The sequence below is a fragment of the Collinsella sp. Sow4_D11 genome (assembly GCF_052116465.1).
In the GTDB taxonomy this organism is placed as follows: Bacteria; Actinomycetota; Coriobacteriia; order Coriobacteriales; family Coriobacteriaceae; genus Collinsella.
In genome coordinates, this window is sequence record NZ_JBQKLA010000015.1 from 26,675 (window position 1) to 46,482 (window position 19,808).

The 19,808-nt window shown below is 59.3% G+C and carries 17 protein-coding genes; all 17 read right to left on the bottom strand.

All coding sequences use genetic code 11. The features are described 5' to 3' along the window. Window positions 1–5 precede the first annotated feature (5 nt). A complete protein-coding gene (locus ACTQ40_RS07370; RefSeq protein ID WP_441044748.1) occupies window positions 6–743 on the bottom strand; it encodes a YggS family pyridoxal phosphate-dependent enzyme in 738 nt (245 codons plus the stop codon). A gap of 120 nt (window positions 744–863) precedes the next feature. Next, the gene (locus tag ACTQ40_RS07375) at window positions 864–1,721 is read right to left on the bottom strand and encodes a phosphate signaling complex PhoU family protein (protein WP_427719211.1); all 858 of its coding nucleotides are present in this window, start codon (window positions 1,719–1,721) and stop codon (window positions 864–866) included. A 92-nt stretch (window positions 1,722–1,813) separates the two neighbouring features. After that, on the bottom strand, window positions 1,814–2,617 hold the full coding sequence (gene pstB / locus ACTQ40_RS07380; RefSeq protein ID WP_089571588.1) for a phosphate ABC transporter ATP-binding protein PstB: 804 nt from the start codon (window positions 2,615–2,617) through the stop codon (window positions 1,814–1,816). Between the two features lie 12 nt (window positions 2,618–2,629). Next, window positions 2,630–3,535 carry a phosphate ABC transporter permease PstA gene (pstA, locus tag ACTQ40_RS07385; RefSeq protein WP_427727613.1) on the bottom strand — a complete coding sequence of 302 codons (906 nt, stop codon included), beginning with the start codon at window positions 3,533–3,535 and terminating at the stop codon, window positions 2,630–2,632. Window positions 3,536–3,538: 3 nt separating this feature from the next. After that, a complete protein-coding gene (gene pstC / locus ACTQ40_RS07390; protein ID WP_441033191.1) occupies window positions 3,539–4,465 on the bottom strand; it encodes a phosphate ABC transporter permease subunit PstC in 927 nt (308 codons plus the stop codon). Between the two features lies 1 nt (window position 4,466). Beyond that, window positions 4,467–5,303 (bottom strand): phosphate ABC transporter substrate-binding protein, encoded by an 837-nt coding sequence (locus ACTQ40_RS07395; RefSeq protein WP_154515256.1) that lies wholly within the window; start codon window positions 5,301–5,303, stop codon window positions 4,467–4,469. Continuing rightward, window positions 5,300–6,100, bottom strand: a complete 801-nt coding sequence (locus tag ACTQ40_RS07400) for a polyphenol oxidase family protein (RefSeq protein WP_441044749.1) — start codon at window positions 6,098–6,100, stop codon at window positions 5,300–5,302. Before ACTQ40_RS07400 ends, ACTQ40_RS07395 begins: the two co-directional genes overlap by 4 nt. Before the next feature lie 210 nt (window positions 6,101–6,310). After that, on the bottom strand, window positions 6,311–7,462 hold the full coding sequence (gene ftsZ / locus ACTQ40_RS07405) for a cell division protein FtsZ (protein ID WP_427727619.1): 1,152 nt from the start codon (window positions 7,460–7,462) through the stop codon (window positions 6,311–6,313). A gap of 200 nt (window positions 7,463–7,662) precedes the next feature. Continuing rightward, window positions 7,663–8,697 (bottom strand): cell division protein FtsQ/DivIB, encoded by a 1,035-nt coding sequence (locus tag ACTQ40_RS07410; protein WP_441016687.1) that lies wholly within the window; start codon window positions 8,695–8,697, stop codon window positions 7,663–7,665. 187 nt (window positions 8,698–8,884) lie between these two features. Then, entirely contained in the window at window positions 8,885–9,796 is a 912-nt protein-coding gene (murB, locus tag ACTQ40_RS07415; protein ID WP_154515248.1) for a UDP-N-acetylmuramate dehydrogenase, read from the bottom strand. A 5-nt stretch (window positions 9,797–9,801) separates the two neighbouring features. Then, entirely contained in the window at window positions 9,802–11,220 is a 1,419-nt protein-coding gene (gene murC, locus ACTQ40_RS07420; protein WP_441044750.1) for a UDP-N-acetylmuramate--L-alanine ligase, read from the bottom strand. 96 nt (window positions 11,221–11,316) lie between these two features. Further along, window positions 11,317–12,432: an undecaprenyldiphospho-muramoylpentapeptide beta-N-acetylglucosaminyltransferase gene (murG, locus tag ACTQ40_RS07425; RefSeq protein ID WP_441044751.1), complete on the bottom strand. Its 1,116-nt coding sequence runs from the start codon at window positions 12,430–12,432 to the stop codon at window positions 11,317–11,319. Next, window positions 12,422–13,783: a putative lipid II flippase FtsW gene (gene ftsW, locus ACTQ40_RS07430; RefSeq protein ID WP_441563698.1), complete on the bottom strand. Its 1,362-nt coding sequence runs from the start codon at window positions 13,781–13,783 to the stop codon at window positions 12,422–12,424. Before ftsW ends, murG begins: the two co-directional genes overlap by 11 nt. Window positions 13,784–13,951: 168 nt before the next feature. Next, window positions 13,952–15,358, bottom strand: a complete 1,407-nt coding sequence (gene murD / locus ACTQ40_RS07435) for a UDP-N-acetylmuramoyl-L-alanine--D-glutamate ligase (protein ID WP_441044753.1) — start codon at window positions 15,356–15,358, stop codon at window positions 13,952–13,954. Between the two features lie 9 nt (window positions 15,359–15,367). Next, window positions 15,368–16,387, bottom strand: coding sequence for a phospho-N-acetylmuramoyl-pentapeptide-transferase (mraY, locus tag ACTQ40_RS07440; RefSeq protein ID WP_154515238.1), 1,020 nt, complete (start codon window positions 16,385–16,387; stop codon window positions 15,368–15,370). 3 nt (window positions 16,388–16,390) lie between these two features. Beyond that, window positions 16,391–17,815 (bottom strand): UDP-N-acetylmuramoyl-tripeptide--D-alanyl-D-alanine ligase, encoded by a 1,425-nt coding sequence (locus tag ACTQ40_RS07445; RefSeq protein ID WP_427719184.1) that lies wholly within the window; start codon window positions 17,813–17,815, stop codon window positions 16,391–16,393. A 124-nt stretch (window positions 17,816–17,939) separates the two neighbouring features. Beyond that, entirely contained in the window at window positions 17,940–19,583 is a 1,644-nt protein-coding gene (locus ACTQ40_RS07450; RefSeq protein WP_441545600.1) for a peptidoglycan D,D-transpeptidase FtsI family protein, read from the bottom strand. Window positions 19,584–19,808 lie beyond the last annotated feature (225 nt).

Below are 19,808 nucleotides of genomic sequence, written 5' to 3' on the forward strand. Positions count from 1 at the left end.
GGCTCTTATTTTACTTCAAACTCCGGGCTAAATACTACCCTGCCCAGGCGAACAAGCGTCGAGCCTTCCTCAAGGGCAGGCTCAAAGTCCTCGCTCATGCCGCAAGATAGCTCAGGCAGACACAGATCGGGGTGTGCCGTCTCCAGCTCATCCCTCAACTCACGCAGCCCGGCAAAGGTGCGGCGCGCCACATCCTTATTCCCCCGGGGCGCCATGGTCATAAGCCCCTGCACACAAATTCCCTCAAGCTCCGCAAGCTCGCCAGCCGCGGCACGAACCTCATCGGGCGAAAAGCCGCCCTTGGACTCCTCGCCGCTTACATTGACCTCGATCAGCACATGCTGAGGAGCAGATAGCTCGCCCGCTTTCATCTTGCGGACGGCACGGCTCGAGATAGCCTGCGCCAAATGAAGCGACCCCACCGAATGAATCAGCTCGGCCGCACCCAGCACCGCATTGATCTTGTTGGTCTGAAGATTACCGATCATATCGAAGCGCACCTCGGGCAGCTCCGGATGCTCCGCCAGCCCCGTAAGCTTGCGAACAAGCTCCTGCGGACGGTTCTCGGCAAAATGACGATACCCTGCCTGGATGGCAGCAACGGTCTCATCGACGCCAACGGTCTTGGAGACGGCAATCAGACGTGCGGCATCGTGAGAACGGCCCGCGCGATCGAGTGCGGCATAAAAGCGTTCGAGAATCTGCTCGCGGCGAGCGCGCATCACGTTCAAATAATTATCCATTGCCAATCGCCTCCGCAGACAGACGTACAAGTAGTCCCATGCTAACGCAAGAGCGCGGCCCTGCATGTGCAAGGCCGCGCTCACTTAGGTATTTACAATCTTTCGACGAACGGAGCTACCCTACTCCTCGTCATCCTCGGTATCGTCCTCGTCCTCGAGGTGCTCGAGCAGGTAGCGAAGACCCTCGCTCACCTCGTTAGCGGGCACCTTGGCAACAAAGCGCGCATCGACAGCGGGCCTCATGATGACGCCCTCGCCCGAAGGTACGCGCATGCTCTCGAGCTCATCCTCGTCCGTACGGGCGATATCGCCGGCGTTCATGCGCTGGCCGGTCAAAAGGAAGGTCAGACGGCAGGCGGCATCGATGGAAATCGAGGCGATGCGATCGAGGTAGCGCGAAACCATGATGGCGCGGCGCAGATCGTCATAGTTGCTGTCGTCGTCCATAAACTCGCCCGCGTCCATGCGGTTGAAGGTACGGAAGAACTTCTCATAGGCCGCATGCACCGGCTCGTCCTCGACGGCCAAGTTGCAGATGATGGACATGTCGTTGGTGACAAGCGCGGAAAGCGACGAGCCCAGCACCTGGTATACGGCTTCGGCCTCGGCCTCAACCGTACCGACGAGCTCCTGGGGCAGTGAGATATCGGCCTTGACCATATGACGCGTGGCGCGGCAGATCTGGCGAACCTTATCGGTCATGCGCTGCAGGTTAAAGTCGACGTAGATGATTGTCTGCAGCAAGCGGAAGTCGGAGGCGACCGGCGACTGTGTAGCGATCAGGTTGTAGCACACGGCCTCCAGGTTGGCGCAGCGCGCGTCAATCGAAAGCGTGCGCTTCTTGGTCTTGGTGGCGAGCTTGCGGTCGTCGGTCACATAGGCCTTCACGGCGTCGTGAAGAGCCAGGTCTACAGCCTCGTAGATGCTCAACATCTCGTGACGAGCCTCGACGAGCTGACGGGAAAACAGTTTGCGCATGGTTCACTCCAATCAGTTGGGTGCGGTCATGCCGCCCGCACAGTGAATACGCACCGGACCAGGTCCGATCGGCTTGGGACTAGTCGCACCGATCAGCCAAAGCGGCCGGTGATATAGTCTTCCGTCCGCGAATCCACCGGGCTGGTGAAGATCGCGTCGGTTTGACCATACTCGATGAGCGTGGCGGGCTCGCCGGCAACCTCCTGCAAGAAGAAGGCGGTGTAGTCGCTAATGCGAGCTGCCTGCTGCATTGAATGTGTGACGATGATGATCGTCATCTCGGGCGCCAGCTCAGCCATCAGATCCTCGACCTTGGAGACGGACGTGGGGTCGATGGCGGAGCAGGGCTCGTCCATCAGAAGGACATCGGGCTGCACCGCGAGCACACGCGCGATGCACAGACGCTGCTGCTGACCGCCCGAAAGCGCCAAACCATCCTTGTTGAGCTGATTGGATACCTCTTTCCAGAGGTTGGCGCGCTTGAGCGATTCTTCCACGATGTCATCGAGGTCGCTTTTGCTAGTCACGCCCTGCAGACGAGGGCCAAAAGCAACATTCTCGTAGATGGATTTAGGGAACGGGTTGGGCTGCTGAAAAATCATGCCCACGCGGCGGCGAAGGTCGACCGGGTCGACGCCCTCGGCATAGATATCGTTGCCGTCGAGCGTCATGGTGCCCTCGACGCGCGTGCCCTCGATAAGGTCGTTCATACGGTTGATACAGCGCAAAAACGTCGATTTGCCGCAGCCCGAAGGGCCGATAAACGAGGTAATGGCGTTTTTGGCGATGTTGAGGTCGAGCCCCGTCAGCGCATGAAAGTCACCGTACCAAAAGTTGAAATCCTTGGCCGTGATGGCCGCTTGCTCCAGCGTGGGAGCGGACTGATAGACGGACATGGGACTCCTTAACTAGCGGCGTTTGCGCGACAGATAACGCGCAAACAGGTTGAAGGCCAGAATAATCGCCATCAGCAAAAGCGCGGTGCCGTAGGCTGCGTTCATGTTGATGCCGTCATTGGCAAGCAGATAAAGGTGAACGGTCATGGGGCGACCGGAATCGAGCGGCGAAATAGGCAGGTTGATGGCCTGGCCCATGGTGTAGAGCACCACGGCGGTCTCGCCGATGGCGCGGCCGATGGCAAGTACGATGCCGGTGGCGATGCGGCCAAAAGCCGAAGGAAGCACGATCTTGGAGACGACCTGCCACTTGGTGGCACCCAGGCCATATGCGCCCCAACGGATATAGCGCGGAACGGCGCGGATTGCCTCCTCGGTGGTACGCATGACAATGGGCAGCATCAGAAGTGCGAGCGCCAGGGCGGCCGAAACCATCGAAAGACCCAGGCCCATGGCCTCGACAAACAAGGCGTAGCCAAAAAGGCCCATAACAATGGAGGGCACCGAGGCCAGGGCATCGGCAGCATAGCGAATGATGTCGACAACCTTGCCCTGCTTGGCATATTCAGCCAGATAGACCGCAGCCAAGACGGCAACCGGCGTGCAGATGAGCATGGCGAGCGCCGTCACGTAGACGGTCGAGACGATAGTGGGCCAAATGCCGCCCTCGGCGTTTACGCCCTGCGGCCAGCCAAAGATAAAGTCGAGCGAGATGTGCGGCAGACCGTTGATAACTACATAGGCGATGATGGCGACCAGCACCAGCGTGGTGATATAGGCCGCGGCACGAAACACGCCGAGCATAATCTTGTTGGACAGATCCTTGTTGATGCGGCCCTTCTTACCATGGGAAAGGGCACGCTTGATGCGTTCGCGCGACGAGGTCGTATCGACCGTCGTGTCAACGGAATCGGACATAGCCTACCCCCTCTTCTTCTTGGAAATCAGACGGACGATGCCCACCAATGCGGCGGAAATGATAAACAGGACCACGCCCATGCCAAACAGAGCCGAGCGGTGCAGGCCCGAGGAATAGCTCATATCGAGCGCGATCTGGCTCGTGAGCGTCGAGATGGGGCTCGAGATGCTGTCCGGGATGACCGGAGCGTTGCCAACGACCATGAGCACGGCCATGGTCTCACCGATGGCACGACCCATGCCCAAGACAATCGCATCGACGATGCCCAACTTGGCTGCAGGCAGCACGACCTTGTAGATGGTCTGCCACTTGGTGGCACCCATGGCATAGGATGCCTCGCGAATGCCCATGGGAATGGAATTGAGGGCATCGATGGTGAGCGTGGTGATGGTGGGAACGATCATGATGGCGAGCACGAGCCACGCTGTCAGCGCACCAAAGCCAAGACCGCCGGTCAGCTGCGCGATAAACGGACGGATGATGACCATGCCAAAGAAACCGTAGATGATGGAGGGGATACCCGCCAGCAGGTCGACGGCGGGGCTGATGAGACTGCGCACGCGCTTGCCGGCGATCTCGACCAGATACACGGCCGTGCCCACACCCAGGGGCACACCCATGGCGAGCGCACCGACCGTCACCAGACCAGAGCCCGCCAGCAGCGACATAATGCCGTAATGGCCCTCGGAGGGCGCCCACGTAAAGCTAAAGAAGTCCGCCAAACCGATGTCGGTAAAGACGGGCAACGCCGAGTACGTGGTAAAGACAAAAATCAGGATGACGGTGACGACCGCCAAGAACGCGCAAGCAAAGAAGATCCACTGCAGCGCCTTCTCTTTGAGATAGGTGCTGCGCGACACCAACGCCAACTCACGCTTTTTGGGCGCCTGAGCCTCTCGCTCAATCTGGGGGGTTTCCTGCGCTTCCATGCTACTCACTCCCCTTTCCGTCGTTGGTGACGGGAATAAAGCCCGCCTCGCGAATCTGCTTGTCCATCTTCTCGGACGTCACATAGTCAATGTAGTCCTGCGCACGCTGCGAAGGCGTACCCTTCACAAAGAAGTAAAGGTCGCGCGAGATGGGGTAGCCGCCACTTGCGACCGTCTTCTCGGATGCCTCGACATGGTTGACCGAAACAGCCTTAACCGAAGTCTTAGCGTTGAGGCTCTCGACAAAACCCAGCGAGATGTAGCCAATGGCACCACGCGAACGGGACACGACATCGCGTACCTGGCCCGTGCCCGAAAGAACGGCAGAGCGACGATCGAACGGCGTGCCGTCCATCACGATGGTACGGAAGGCCTCGCGCGTACCGGACGCCTCATCGCGGTTAATAACCTGAATCTTCAGGTCCTCTCCGCCGACTTCCTTCCAGTTGGTAATCTTACCGGCGTATATGTCGCGAAGCTGCTCGGTCGAGAGGTTGTCGACCGGATTATCGTCGTTCACGATGACTGCGATGCCGTCGTGCGCGATTACAATCGGGGTCAGGCCCAGATTCTGCTCGTCGGCATTGAGGCCACGAGACGAGCTGGCGATGTCAGCCGTGCCGTTGCTGACGGCCTCGATACCGGCAGAAGAGCCAAGGCCAGAGACGAGCACGTCGGTGCCGGTCTCCTCCTTAAAGCCCTCGGCCGCAATCTCGGCAATGGGAAGGCAGGTGGTCGAGCCGGCCACGGTGATAGAAGACGTGGAAGATCCCGAGGAGCAGGCACACAGCGTAAGCGTGAGCACTGCCGCGCTTAGGACCGATGCGATCTTTCTCATAGCATCACGCCGATCGCAGCATGGCGCCCACAGGTGCCGCCCTCGTTGCGGTAGGAATAAAAGCGGTCGTTCTGACGAACGGTGGAGAGCTTGGTGTCCACAATGCCGTTCGCTTCGACGCCGGCGTCCATCAGCGCCTCGCGAATGGGGGCGGAAAGATCGATCATACGAGAAGCGGCAGCATCGATGCACGCGAACTCGGAGGCAAAGCGGTCCATAAGTTCTTGGGACACCTCGTACTCGTCACCCAGGATATGGGGCCCAATATAGGCAGAGATGTCGTCTGGCTTGCAGCCAGCCGCCTCGCAGAGCGCTTGGCACGCCTTGGCGGAAATGCGCGCAATCGTGCCCTTCCAGCCAGAATGCACCACGGCAAAGCCGCCGGGAGCCACCAGCACAACGGGAACACAATCGGCAAAGCAAAGCATCACGGGCACCTCATGCGCCGTGCAGACGAGGGCATCGCAGCCCTCGGCAATCTGCTCGCGAATGTTCTCGAGATCATCGGCGCCGTTCGAGGTCACCGTCACGACATTGTCACCGTGTACCTGATTGGGGACAAGCAGGTTGTGCTCGCACTCGGCAACACCCATGGCCTCGAGTACGCGGCGACGATTTTCTTGAACGGCAAAGGGGTCATCGCCAACATGCGAGCCCAGATTGAGTGAGGAGTACGCATCTTCGGAAACACCGCCAGTGCGTTCGGTGAAGGCAAAGCGGACATCGTGCGTCGCGCCCTCTACCAACGTAACTCCATCATGGTCGACACGCGAAACGTTGTCCGCACGTGCTGCCATACTAAAGCCTCCTAATAACACGAGTATCGCGGCCAAGCCGCAGCAGTCCGTGCCATACGGCTGCCATACTTCTACAAAAGGATACCCGCAGCGGTAGGGACCAAACGTAAGGGGAACGTAAAGAGATTGGAGACTTTCGTTTACAAACGAGAAACAAAACGGGGTGCATCCAAATGGACACACCCCGTGCAGGTTGTTGAGAAAAACGAACTAGAAGCTACCACGCTTAAGGAAGTCGGGAAGCTCGAACTGGTCGTTACCAAAATTGGGAAGCTCCGTACCGCCGACATTGCGGGTCGGGGCAGACTGAGCCGAGCTTGCAGCGGGAGCGGTACGCTGAGGCTCGGCAACGGAAGCCTTGCTCTGGGACTGCTGGGCAGCGAAGAGCTCGTCCTGACGGTTGACATTAGAGTCGGAGAAGCCCGTAGCGATAACGGTGATGCGCACCTGATCGCCCAGGGACTCGTCGACAACGGTACCGAAGATGATGTTGGCCTCGGGATCGACGGCGTTGGCGACAACGTCGGCAGCGTCGCTGATCTCTTGGATGCCCAGATCCTTGGAGCCGGCGATGGAGAGCAGGACGCGCGTAGCACCATCGATAGAGCTCTCGAGCAGCGGGCTGGAAATAGCCTGCTGGGCGGCGTCGACGGCACGGGTGTCCCCAGAAGAAGTACCGATACCCATCATGGCGGTGCCGGCCTGCTTCATGATGGTCTTAACATCAGCGAAGTCCAGGTTGATGATGCCCGGGACGGTGATGAGGTCGGTGATGCCCTGGGTGCCCTGGGAAAGGACGCCATCGGCAATCGCGAAGGCCTCGAGCATGGTGGTCTTCTTCTCGGCGATGTCGAGCAGCTTGTCGTTAGGGATAACGATCATGGTGTCGACGCAATCGGAAAGGGTCTTAATGCCCTCTTCGGCGCTCTTCTTACGCTTGCGGCCCTCGAAGGTGAAGGGCTTGGTCACGACGGCGACGGTCAGCGCACCGACCTCGTTCATCGCGATATCGGCAACGATGGGAGCGGCGCCGGTGCCGGTGCCACCGCCCTCACCGCAGGTGATGAACACCATGTCGGCGCCAGCGAGCGCCTCGGCAATGTCATCGCGGGACTCATCGGCAGCCTTGCGACCAACCTCGGGGTTGGCGCCAGCGCCCAGGCCGCGGGTAAGGTCGGTACCGATGTGGACCTTGATATCGGCATCAGAGATCGCGAGCGCCTGAGCATCGGTGTTGATGGCAACAAACTCGACGCCACGAATGCCCTCTTCGATCATTCGATTGACCGCGTTGGTACCGCCGCCGCCGACGCCGACCACCTTAATGACGGCAAGGTAGTTGTTGATCTCTGTCTCGTGCATGTCGGTCCTCCGAACAAAGGTTATAGCCATAGCATGGGTTGACCCCTGCGCACATTAACCTTCAGGTTGAAAGTAAATGCAAAGGTAAACCGTATTATGTTTGCACATTATGAACGTATCAGTCAAATAATTGACCGTGAAAACCAAACAAACCAGATAAACGGCGTGGTATGGCCCCTCAACAAAGCCACGCACCGACGCTAAGCGGTCGGTGCGTTTCTAAACGTATAGTTGCCGGGAGACCGAACGTTAATGTAGGTTACGCCCTCTACCTGCGACAGAAGCTTGGTCACGACGCGTTCCTTCTTGGCGATATCATCAGAATCGCCCAGTGAGACCTCAACGCCATTATCAAGATTCGCCGAGATGGCCTCGACCGAAGGTATAGAAATATCCTTGATCTGCGCCAAGAATTCGCCGGAAAAACCACGCACGTAATCCAGGCCCGCTTTAACGGCCTTGGAAGAAACAGCCCGCCCCGAGACCGGCTCGACATCAGCCGAGACATCGGTAAGCAGCACGGCCCCGTAGTGCTTGGCCAGCGCCAACGCAGCATCGATACCGCTCAATGTGTTGGCGCCCTCACCCGAAGTGACGACATTTCCCTGGTCGTCCACCTCCACAGAGGTCGAAAGCGGTGCGATCCAGGTGTCATCGTCGCCGATGGCCCAGGCAAGATCGTCGGAACTTATATAAGCGATCGCGGTGACCTTGCGCTCCGTCGGCGTAATGACGAGCGTGTGGGGAAACTGCCGTTGAACGTCCACGCCCGAAACCCACGGGTTCTGCTTGAGATCTTCGGTGATCTGGTCGGGATTTACGTTGAAGAGCGATGTGTTCTCGGGCAGACTGATCAGCTGCATGGCATCGTGCTTGGTCACATGCTCGCTGCCCTCGATCTGAATATCGGTAGCGGCAAACAGGCCGGAATTGATAACGACGATGGCAACGACGGCAAGCACGGCCACAGCCGCCAAGATTCCGCCCACGATTTTGCCCTTGCCCTTAACGGCAGAGGCGGCCTCGGACGTCTTACTCGCCATGGCGCCAAGCGACGACAGCGGATTGATACCCTTATTGGTCGCAGGTGCCTTAGTGGCGGGCACCGACGTCAACGAGCGCGGCTTGGCAGCGCCCAACGTACGACCGGGATGCGTCGCTTTAGCCCCCAGCGAGGGCTTGGGCGTCACTATGGGGCGAGAGGGCTTGGCACCCATCGCCGACTTAGACGTCACCGAGGGGCGCGGAGCCGGGTGAACCGTCTTTTTTGCGGCAGGGCGTCCACCAAGTTGCGAGCCGACGACCGGACGTTTGGCGGACCGTACGGATCCAGCGGGCTTGGAGGACACAGGGGGCTTGCGTTGAGGCTGGACGGGTGCGCCGGAACGCCCTCCGGCGCGGCGGAAGGTAGGTTTCGATGCTCTAGAAGCCGAGGAATTTGACTTCCGGTCTGAGCTCGATGCCATACGCCTCCCTCACCTTTCCGTGCACATGCCTGATAACCGCGGCCACGTCATCGGCCGAGGCGGTACCGTTATTAACGATAAAATTAGCGTGTACGGGCGAAACTTCCGCACCGCCAACCGAAAAACCCTTTAATCCACAATCCTCAATCAGCTTGCCAACGCTCGCGTCGGGTGGATTGCGAAAGACCGACCCGCAAGAAGCGCGACCCATGGGCTGCGTGCGTTTGCGCCTCGTCAGGTACCGCTCCATACGCTCGCGAATGTCGGCCTTAGGCGCAGGCTTGAGCTTAAGCACGCACTCGAGAATAATCTCGTTACGCGGCAGGCTGCACTCACGGTAGCCCCAGGCAATCTCGGACCCCGCATAATGCTTAATGCCGGATGCCGGGTCAAACGTGACCACATCCTCGACAAGCGAACCTATCCACTCGGTACGCGTACCGGCGTTCATAGATACGGCGCCGCCGACCGAGCCGGGGATGCCAACCGCAAACTCAAGGCCCGAAAGCCCGCGCGACAGGGCATCGTTGACCAAACGTGCGAACATAACGCCCGCGCCAACGGTCAGCGTGCAACCGTCCTCGGCAACAACGGTGCGCTGAAACTCACGCCCCAGCGAAATGACGGCGCCGCGATAGCCCGCATCGGCAACGAGCAGATTAGATCCCTTGCCGATAATGACCCACGGCACCTGCTCACGGTCGAGTACTGCCACGGCACGACGAAGGGCATGATAGCTATGGCACGTCACGAAGAGGTCGGCCTTGCCGCCGATACGATAACTCGTATGACGCGCAAGGCGTTCATCCTCGACTACATCCGTGTCAATCATGCCCGAAAGCGCCATGACGGCGTTAAACAGACCCATAGGGGCTAAGCGTCTTTCTTGGCAGTCAGATACTCGATGAACTCAGGGCCAACGGTCGTAACGTCGCCGGCGCCCATAGTAAGCAGCAGATCGCCCTCACCTACCATTTTCTCGAGCTCACGATTGAGCTCGAGACGGCTGGAGCAGTACACGACCTCCTTGCCAGGGTGCTTGGCGCGCACAGTATCAGCGAGCATCTTGGAGGTAACGCCCGGAATCGGCATCTCGCCGGCAGAGAACACATCGATGAGCAGCAGCTTATCGGCATTGGCGAAGGCATCGGCAAAGTCATCGCACAGCGCCTGCAAACGCGAATAGCGGTGCGGCTGGAACACGACGTCAACATGCTTATAGCCCAGCGACGAGGCGGCGGCAAGCGTCGCCTTGATCTCGGTGGGGTGATGGCCGTAGTCATCGACCACGGTGATGCCGTCAATATCGCCCACATGGGTAAAGCGGCGGCGGACGCCCTCAAAGCTCGAAAGCGCCTCGGCTGCGGCATCGACGTCGAGACCCAGGACATGGGCAACGGTTAGCACTGCCGTGGCGTTGAGCATGTTGTGGCGACCGGGGTTGCTCTTGATCTCGACAGCATGCTCGGTCCCATCCTCAAGGCGAACGATAAAGTCGCTCTGAATGCCCTTGACATCCGGATGCACGCAGACGACGTCGTTGGTTTCGGCAAAGCCATAGGAAAGCACGTGGCGACCCGTCGACTTGGCGAGTTCGACCAGATGCGGGTCCTCACCGCAAACGATGACGGTACCGCTCTCTCCAACCAGGCCCATAAACTTGGCAAAGGTGGCCTCGATCTCCTCGATGCCCGAGTAGTGGTCGAGATGGTCGGCCTCGACGTTGGTCACGATGACCACGTTGGGGTTCAGGAACAGGAACGAGCTGTCGGACTCATCGGCCTCGGCGACAAAGTAGTCACCCGAGCCGTTCTTTCCGTTGGTATCGTAACCCTCAACGATGCCGCCGATCAAAAAGCTGGGATCCAGACCCATGCGGTCGAGCATGGTGGCACACATCGAGGACGTCGTGGTCTTGCCGTGCGTACCGGCAACAGCGATGGTGGTGTAGCCGTGGCCCAGAGCCGAGAGCATCTTGGCGCGGGGCCACACAGGAATACCGAGCTCGCGAGCACGCACAAGCTCGGGGTTGGACTCAGGAATAGCGGTAGAGACCACGACCACGTCGGGCTTGACCTCATCGATCGTGGCGGCCTCGTGGCCCACATGAACCTTCACGCCAGCACGGGTAAGCTGACGAATGTAGCGCGAGGTCTTAAGGTCGGAACCGGTAACGGCATAGCCACGCTCGTGCAAAACGAGAGCGATGCCGCTCATGCCGGCGCCACCGATACCGATAAAGTGGGCGCTCTTGAACTCGGGCGCGGAGGTTGCAGTCTGGGAATCAGCCATGTGCTCGTGTACTCCTTGCGTAAACACTGCCTGTAACCCGTTAACTGTACCGCACCTACCTCATCCGCGCGAGCGCAAGCTCGATATCCCGTCTAACTAACGCAAACCCTCTACCGCATCGGCCAAAAGTGCGGCGGCGCGGTCCTGAGCCAACCCGCGCGCCGCCTGACGCATGGCATCGCGCGCTGCGGCGTCATCGACCAGATGCAGCAGCTCCTCGGCAAACGCCGGAGCATCGATATCGGCATCGGCACAAAGCACGCCGGCGCCGGCATCGACCAGATAACGCGCATTGGTCGTCTGGTGGTCGGCCGTGGCATGCGGATACGGCACGAGCACCGAAGGCACGGCGAGGGCGGCAATCTCGGCCACGCTCGAGGCGCCGGAGCGCGAGAGCACCAGGTCAGCTGCAGCTAGCATGTCGCCCATGTTGTCAATGTAGGGCTGGACGCGATAGCGCTTCGTCTCATCGGACGTCAGCGCCAAAGCACGCTCGGTGTCCTCAAAGCCGTCGGCTCCCGTCGAATGCAAAATGTAGAGATTCTCGCGGGTCAGCAGCTCACTCTTGAGCGAGGCTACGCGCTCGTTGAGATGCTGGGCACCGAGCGAACCACCAAAGACGAGCAGAAGCGTCGCATCCTCGGGCACGTCAAGTGCCTCGCGGCCGCGGGCGCGATCGCCCTCAATGACCGAGCGGCGCACCGGATTACCGGTCATGAGCACATGCTCGGGGTCGCCCCCGCGCTCAAAGACAGAGCGCGCAGCCGGCACCGAGATACACACGCGGGCGGCATGGGAGCTCATCATCTTATTGGCCAGGCCCGGAACAGAGTTCTGCTCGTGCAGCAGATACGGAACGCCCGCATCCTTGCACCAGCCCAGCAGCGGGACCTCGACGTAGGCACCAAAACCGATGGCAGCATCGGGCTTGACAACCTTTGAGAAATGGCTGGCGAGCGAGCGCTTGGCCTTATTGACGCGCCACAGCGAGCTCAGCGCGGTCCAAGGACGGGAGCGGTCGAAGCCCGTGACCGTGATAGGTATAAAATCGAACCCGGCCTCGGGAACCAAACGACCCTCGAGCTTGTGCGACTGGCCCACGAACACAACATGATGTCCGCGGTCGTGCAACTCCTCAGCCAAGGCAAGCGCAGGGTTGATATGTCCCGCCGTGCCGCCGGCTGCGATAGCAACGGTCATCTTATCGGTCATGAAAATCCCTTCGTACGCGCGGTCCCTGATCGTCGGTGCGCAGACGCGCCGATGGGTCCGAATTCAAATTGATTCGATTATATCCGCCGCCCGAGCTTCGGGGGTTCGGGCGTTGGGGACGCCCCTGCGGAGCCGTTCGCGGGCGCGGACGAGCCGACGGCTCGGACGCAGAGCCATCCAAGACGGTAAAACCGTTGCGCGAAGGGCGATCGCCGCGCACATGGGGCACGCCGGCGGTGCTCTCGTCCATAACGGCAAAGCTCTCGCGGCGACGGTCGTACTCATCACGACGGGCGCTCTCGTGCGAGACGCGCAAGATCAGCCCCGCAAGCATAAGCGATACGATAATCGACGAACCGCCGTAGCTGATAAACGGCAGCGGCTTACCCGTCATGGGAAACACGTTGAGGATGCCCAGCGCATTGATCAAAAACTGTACCGCGAGAATGACTGCGGAACCCGATGCCATGAGCGCTCCGCGACGGTCCGCAGCCTGTTCGGCAATGCGAAACGCTGAGTAAATCAGCATCGCAAAGACCAGGAAGAGCAGCGCGGTCCCGACAAAACCGACCTCCTCGCCGATAATGGCCAGAATATAGTCGTTGTGTGCCTCGGGCAGATACGAATACTTCATGGTGGAGTTACCGATGCCACGGCCGAACAAGCCGCCCGAAGCAAACGCCATGATGGCAAGCGTTGCCTGATAGCCATCGCCATACTCGTCGGCCCAAGGGTTCAGGGCAACCTGAACACGCACCATGCGGTACGGCTCTGCAACAAGCGCAAACACACTCATGACAATGACGAGAATGATCACGCCGATGATAAACTTGGGGTCTAGGCCCGCAAATAACGCCATACACATGAGGGTCAGTGAGATGATCAAGACGGTGCCATAATCGGGCTGGATAAAGATCAAAAAGAGCGAAATGCCCAAGTAGACGACCATCTTACGAAGGAACTCGTTGATGTTGCCACCGGGCGAAAAGAAACGGTCGAGTATGATGGCCGAATACGCGATGGCAAACGGCTTTAAAAACTCAGAAGGCTGGAACTGAATACCGGCGATGTTGAGCCAGCGCGTGGCGCCACGGCTGCCACTGCCGACAAGAAATACCGCAAACAGCAAGAGAATCATGCCGATAAGGAAGATCCTAAGTACATTTTCCCCAAACCAGCTGTCCGGCAAGACGTGAACGATCGCAACCATGGCAAGCACGCCAACTCCGGCAAAGGTAGCCTGTCGAACCAGGAAAAACGTCGCCGAGCCGTTCTCGTGCAATGCCTCGACCGATGACGCCGAGTACACCATCAGCAGACCAAAGCACACTAAAGTAAACAGGCACGCCATGAATATCAAACGAGGGCGCATGATGCGGGCGGGGACGCCGGCAATATAGCGTTCGCTGAGCGTCTGCCCGCCGCGACCGGAACGCGGCGTACTGCGTTGCGAGGAAGCACGGTCCGAGTCGGGCCTCCTCATACCTTGTCGGGGGCTCTCCTCTCTCACCGGCGGCCCCTATTCCATTTGCGATTTCGCTGCGGCGGCAAGCTGGGCCACGTAGTCCTTAAACACGCGGCCGCGCTCCTCGTAGCCCGAGAACTCATCGAACGAAGAACAGGCGGGAGAAAGCAGGATCACGTCGCCTCGGCTCGACAGCGAACGGGCAACGTCGACGGCGTCGCGCAGGTCGTCTGCCTGAGCGATATCAACATCACCATCGACATCGGCCTCGTCCATAGCGGCGGTAAAGCGCTCGCGCGCATCGCCAAAGCAGACGACCGATCGCACGTTGTCCATGACAACGCGGGCGAAGGACTCGAGTGGCGTGCCCTTATCGTGACCACCGAGCAGCAAGATCACGTCGTCGTCGGGAAACGCCGTCAGGGCTTTTTCGACCGCATCGGTGTTCGTTGCCTTGGAATCGTTGACGTAGCGCACGCCATCGATCTCGCCACAGGGCTCAACGCGGTGCTCCAGCGGCTGGAATGAGGCCAGGCCGCGACACACACCGTCGACATCGGCACCGACGGCCAGGGCAGCCGTGGCAGCGCACAGGGCATTGATGACATTGTGATGTCCGGAGATTTTGAGCTCGGACGTGGCGATGAGCGGGGCCTCGACGCCCTTCAGGCGAATGACCATCTTGCCATCGCGCACAAATGCGGCGTCCTCGCCCGCAGGCTCGTCAAAGGCGACCTTGCAGATGCGACGACCCGGCGTGTAGACATACTCATCGAATTCATGGATACCGGCATCCTCGACGTCGATAACCACAAGGTCATCATCGACCATATTCTCGAAGAGCTTAATCTTGGCGAGCGCATAGTTCTTATGGCTCTTGTGCCAGCCCAGATGGTCGGGGGTGATGTTGAGCAGCACCGCCACACGGGGGTGAAGCTCCTGGGTCGTTGCGATCTGATAGCTCGAAAGCTCAGCTACAAACCACTCGTTATGCGCGCGGTCGTCGATTTCGTTCACCGGAGGCTCACCGATATTACCGACAGCAACGCTCGCCTCGCCCGCTGCCTTAAGCAGGTAGTCGGTCAGCGACGTGGTGGTCGTCTTGCCATTGGTGCCCGTAATGGCGATCCAATTTTGGGGAGACAGGCGGTAGGCAAACTCGGGCTCACCCATGATCTGGACAGCGTGATCGCGGCCAGCCTTAAAGAATGACGAGAACTCCGAGATGCCCGGACACGTCACGCATACATCAAACGCGCCCTCGACCTGCTCGGTTCCGTAGACAAACGATACCCCGCGCGCCTCGAGCGAGCGCGTGGCATCATTGGGCTCGGACGTGCCGCCACCGTACACGGTAACGGTACTCACGCGCTCGGGGTGCGCAAGCGCCCAGCGAGCGACATCAAGACCGGACTTACCCTGGCCCAAGACGAGCAGGCTAAAGGAATCTGCAAGAGGCATGAAAAACCACTATCCCAACTGGAAAAACAGGGCAAGGCCCAGAGCGCCAAAAGCGGCAGCGACAATCCAAAAACGGATGACGACCTTAGTCTCGGCCCATCCCTTCTTCTCGAAATGATGATGAATGGGCGCCATAAGGAAGACGCGCTTATGCGTAAAGTGGAAGTAGACGACCTGAATCATGACCGACAGGGTCTCGACGATAAACAGGCCGCCGATGATGAGCGAGACGACCTCGGTGTTGGTCATAATGGACGTGCAGGCAAAGGCCGCACCCAAGGCAAGAGAGCCGGTATCACCCATAAAGATGCTCGCCGGATAGCAGTTGAACCAAAGGAAGCCCAGGCAAGCACCAGCACATGCGGTACAGAAGATAGACAGGTTTACGTCACCGTGCAAAAACGCCATGGCAGCCATGGCAAGCATGGCAATCATGGAGGTGCCACCGGCAAGGCCGTCCAGGCCATCGGTCAGGTTCACGGCATTAGAAAGACCGGCGATCATCAACCAGCAAAAGACGATGTAGAGCCACGGAAAGGTAAGGCCACCAATGGTGGTCGAGAAGATACCGAGGTCAATCGTCAGACCGCCGGGAAAACGAATCTCGGGGGCAACGCCGCACCAGCTGACGGCAAGCACGGTAAACGTGACGCAGATGATGGTGAGACCGATCATCTTGGCGTGGGGCGTCAGGCCGAGCGAACGACCGTGCGTGACAGAGGTCAAATCGTCGATAAGGCCCAGAACGCCGGTTGCAAGCGTGGCAAGCAGCACGAGCACAAGCTCGGTGGTGAGCTTGCCCATCAAAAGGCACGTCAGCGAAACGGCTACGAGAATGACAACGCCGCCCATGGTGGGCGTGCCTTGCTTAATCAGGTGGCGTTTGGGTCCATCGGCGCGGACCTGCTGGCCGATACCCTCGACCTTAAGAAGCTTGATCCACCACGGCATGAGCAGCAGCGCAATGGCGGCGGCGATGCCAAGTCCCAAAAAGGCCTGGTATGTAGGATACGCGGGGTTCCCGAACATGGGCTAGCACACACCTTCCACAAAGCGGTCGAGCTCGACAAAGCGAGAGCCCTTGACCAGCACAACATCATGTTTCTCAAGTGCGCCGGCCATACGGTCGAGCACCTGCTGATAATCGGAGAACACCTGGATGCGGTCCTCGTCCATGCCCATCATGCGCGCGGCTTCGGCCATACGAGCGGCCAGCTCACCGCCCACGCACGCCAGCATATCGAGCTTCTTAGCCGCGGCATAGGCGCCCACCAGCTCATGCATGCGGGGGGCCTCGTCGCCCATTTCGCCCATCTCGCCCAGAATCGCCATTCGAGAGCCAGAACACGAAAGCGAGCACAGCAGGTCAAGGCCAGCAGCCATGGATTCGGCGCTGGCGTTATACGAGTCGTCGATAATGCGGGCACCGCTCTTGGCGTGTTTGATCTCCTGACGATGACCGGTAATCGCGATACCCCTAAAGGCAGCATCGATCTGCTCGGGGGTCACACCCAAACGATAGGCAACTGCGGCGGCCTTAACGGCATTGGGAACGGACTGGACGCCGGGAATGGCGAGCATGGTGTCAACGGACTCACCCATACCAAAGTCAAGCGTAAAGACCGGACGACCCTCATCATCAATGTGAATGCCGCGGGCGCAAACCTCATCAACATCCGAAACACCCGCCAGCATCACGTCGATACCCGCGGGCTCGGCAAACGTCTCACGAATGAACGGGGTGAAGTCGTCTTCGCCGCCCAAAACCAGCAACGGGAGAAGGTCGTCGGCGGCACACATGCCCCCAACAATCTCGGACTTAGCGCGGGCGATATTCTCGCGACTTCCCAGGATTCCAATATGAGAGGTGCCGATCTTGGTCACGATGGCAAGGTTGGGATTGGCGGACCGAGAAAGGCGCTCGATCTCGTGAAAATGGTTCATACCCATCTCGAGAACCAGCACCTCGGTGTCGGCAGGAGCGGCCAAAACCGTGAGCGGCATACCGATCAGATTGTTGAAATTACCCTTGGTGGCCCAAACGCGATAGCGCTTGGCAAGCACTGCCGCAAGGACATCCTTGGTCGTCGTCTTACCGATAGAGCCGGTAATGCCAACTACTAGGCAGCCAAGCTGCGTGCGATAGGCATGTGCCAGGCGCAGCAAAAATTCCTCGGGATCATCGGTGTGTAGGATGGCGCAGCCCTTACGCTGAGCCAGCGATACAAGCTCGGCATTGGGCTCGCGCGTCATCACAACAGCGCCGGCGCCCGATTCGATGGCGCGGGAAGCAAAATCGTTGCCGTCGACTTTTTCACCCGGAAAGGCAACAAAAATCGTGCCTTCCTCAACCTGGCGCGAGTCGATAACGCACCCACGGCATACCCGATCGGCTTCTCCCGTCACGGTCCGGGCCCCTGTTGCGGCCGCGAGGTTGTTGACGGCGATCTCTATCATTGCAGCTCCCCTGTAAACCTAATAATGCTATCGGCGTATTGTATCCCAGCGCCGCGCATGCGTGGTGCAGGGCATGTGAACACCCTCCAGATTAATCGACAGCCCTTTTCAGGATTGTAACCCCCTACTTGGTGCGTGGGATACCCAACACATCGAGCGCGTTAGCCATAATGACCTGGAACGGCACGGCGGCGGCATCCGAACCGCTCGGCGTTCCGTCGAGCGTGATATAGCACAAAACCTTGGGTGCTTGCGCCGGGGCAAACCCCATAAAGGACGACATATAGCTCGCTTTGAGGTAGCCGCCTTTTTCATCGGCGCGCTCGGCCGTACCGGTCTTACCCGCCACGTCGTAACCGTCGACGGCGCCCCCGACACCCGTGCCCTCGGAAACGACCGTCTGCATGCACGATGTCACCTGGGCGGCGGCATCCTCAGAAATCGCCTGCTCGCCCTCGCCCCAGTCCTTCTCCTCGCCTTTGCTGGATTTATAAAAGTGCGGCGTCATCATCACGCCGTCGTTGGCAATGCCACCCACGGCGCGCGCAATCTCGATCGGCGAGACAGACAGCGCTTGGCCAAAACTCATCGAGCCCAACGTGGCACCGTCATACTGGTCACGCTCCTTGACAATGCCAAGGCTCTCGCCGGGAAAATCGATGCCCGAACTGTGTCCAACGCCCCATTTGTCCACGTACGCGGCAAAATCGTCCGCGCCGATCTTATGCCCGACCAATACAAAGCCAACATTGGATGAGCGGCGCATCATCTCGCGCACATCCATGGTCATGGCGTAGTCACGCTTATCGGCATCGGTGACGGTATCGTCGCCGACCTTAATGCTCGCCGGCACCTCAAACGACGTACTCGAGCGCACGACGCCCAAGTCGAAACCCGCACCTGCAACGAGCGTCTTAAAGACCGAACCGGGTTCATACGCATCGGTGACCAAGCGCAAGTTCATATCCTCGGTCTTGGCGTTCTCCAAATTGGTCGGGTCGTAGGTCGGATACGAACAGGCGGCCAGAATCTCGCCGGTAGTAGGGTCTGTCACCAAAGCCGAACCGTTCTTGGCTTTGGTCTTCTCGACCGCCTCCGCCAGAGCGTCCTCTGCTGCACGCTGGATATTGACATCCAGCGTCGTCACGATGTCAACGCCATCGATGGCGGCAACCTTTTTATAGGCGCCACCCGCAATATAGCTATCGTCCCTCGCACGCTCTCGTACCAGCGTGCCGTTTGTTCCGGTCAGCAATTTGTCATATTGCTTTTCAAGGCCCGTTAGGCCCACGTTGTCAACGTTCACCACGCCTAGAACCTGCGAAGCCAGATTGCCGTATGGATACACCCGCTTCATCGCCTGCTCAAAGAGCACGCCGGGCAGATTTTTCTTCTTCAATGCCGCGGCATCGTCCTCGTCCACCTGGCGCTTGATATACACCCAGGTGCCGTCGGACTGAACCAGCTTGCGGCAAGTCTTCTTATCGATTCCAGTCGCCTTAACCAAGGCCGATACCGTTTTGTCGACATCCTCAATCAGCTGTGGATTCACGGCGACATTGCTGCACTCGACCGACGACGTCAGCACGTTGCCGTTTCGGTCGTAGATCGTGCCGCGTTTGGCGTAAAGCGTCTCCGCAAGCAGGCGTCGAGCATCGGCGCGCCCGCGCAACTCATCGGCATTTACGATCTGGTAGTCGGCAAGGCGGATGGCGCCCGCAGCCAGGCCCAAACCGATACAACCCATGACGACATTACGGCGAGGCAATGGCGTCCCCGTAAGCCATTCGGTCGAAGATCGTCTATTCGATCTGCTATTGCGTACTTGAGGGTCATCCGAGCCGCGAAGGCGCGACGTTGGGTCGTTGCCACGATTCGGCCCCAAGTTGTAAGATGACCGACCCGATCCTTGATAACCAGAACGTCCCCGCGAAGAGGGACGTCCCTGCCCGCGACTCCCGTCTGGACCGCGGCGATAATCATTTGTCATACT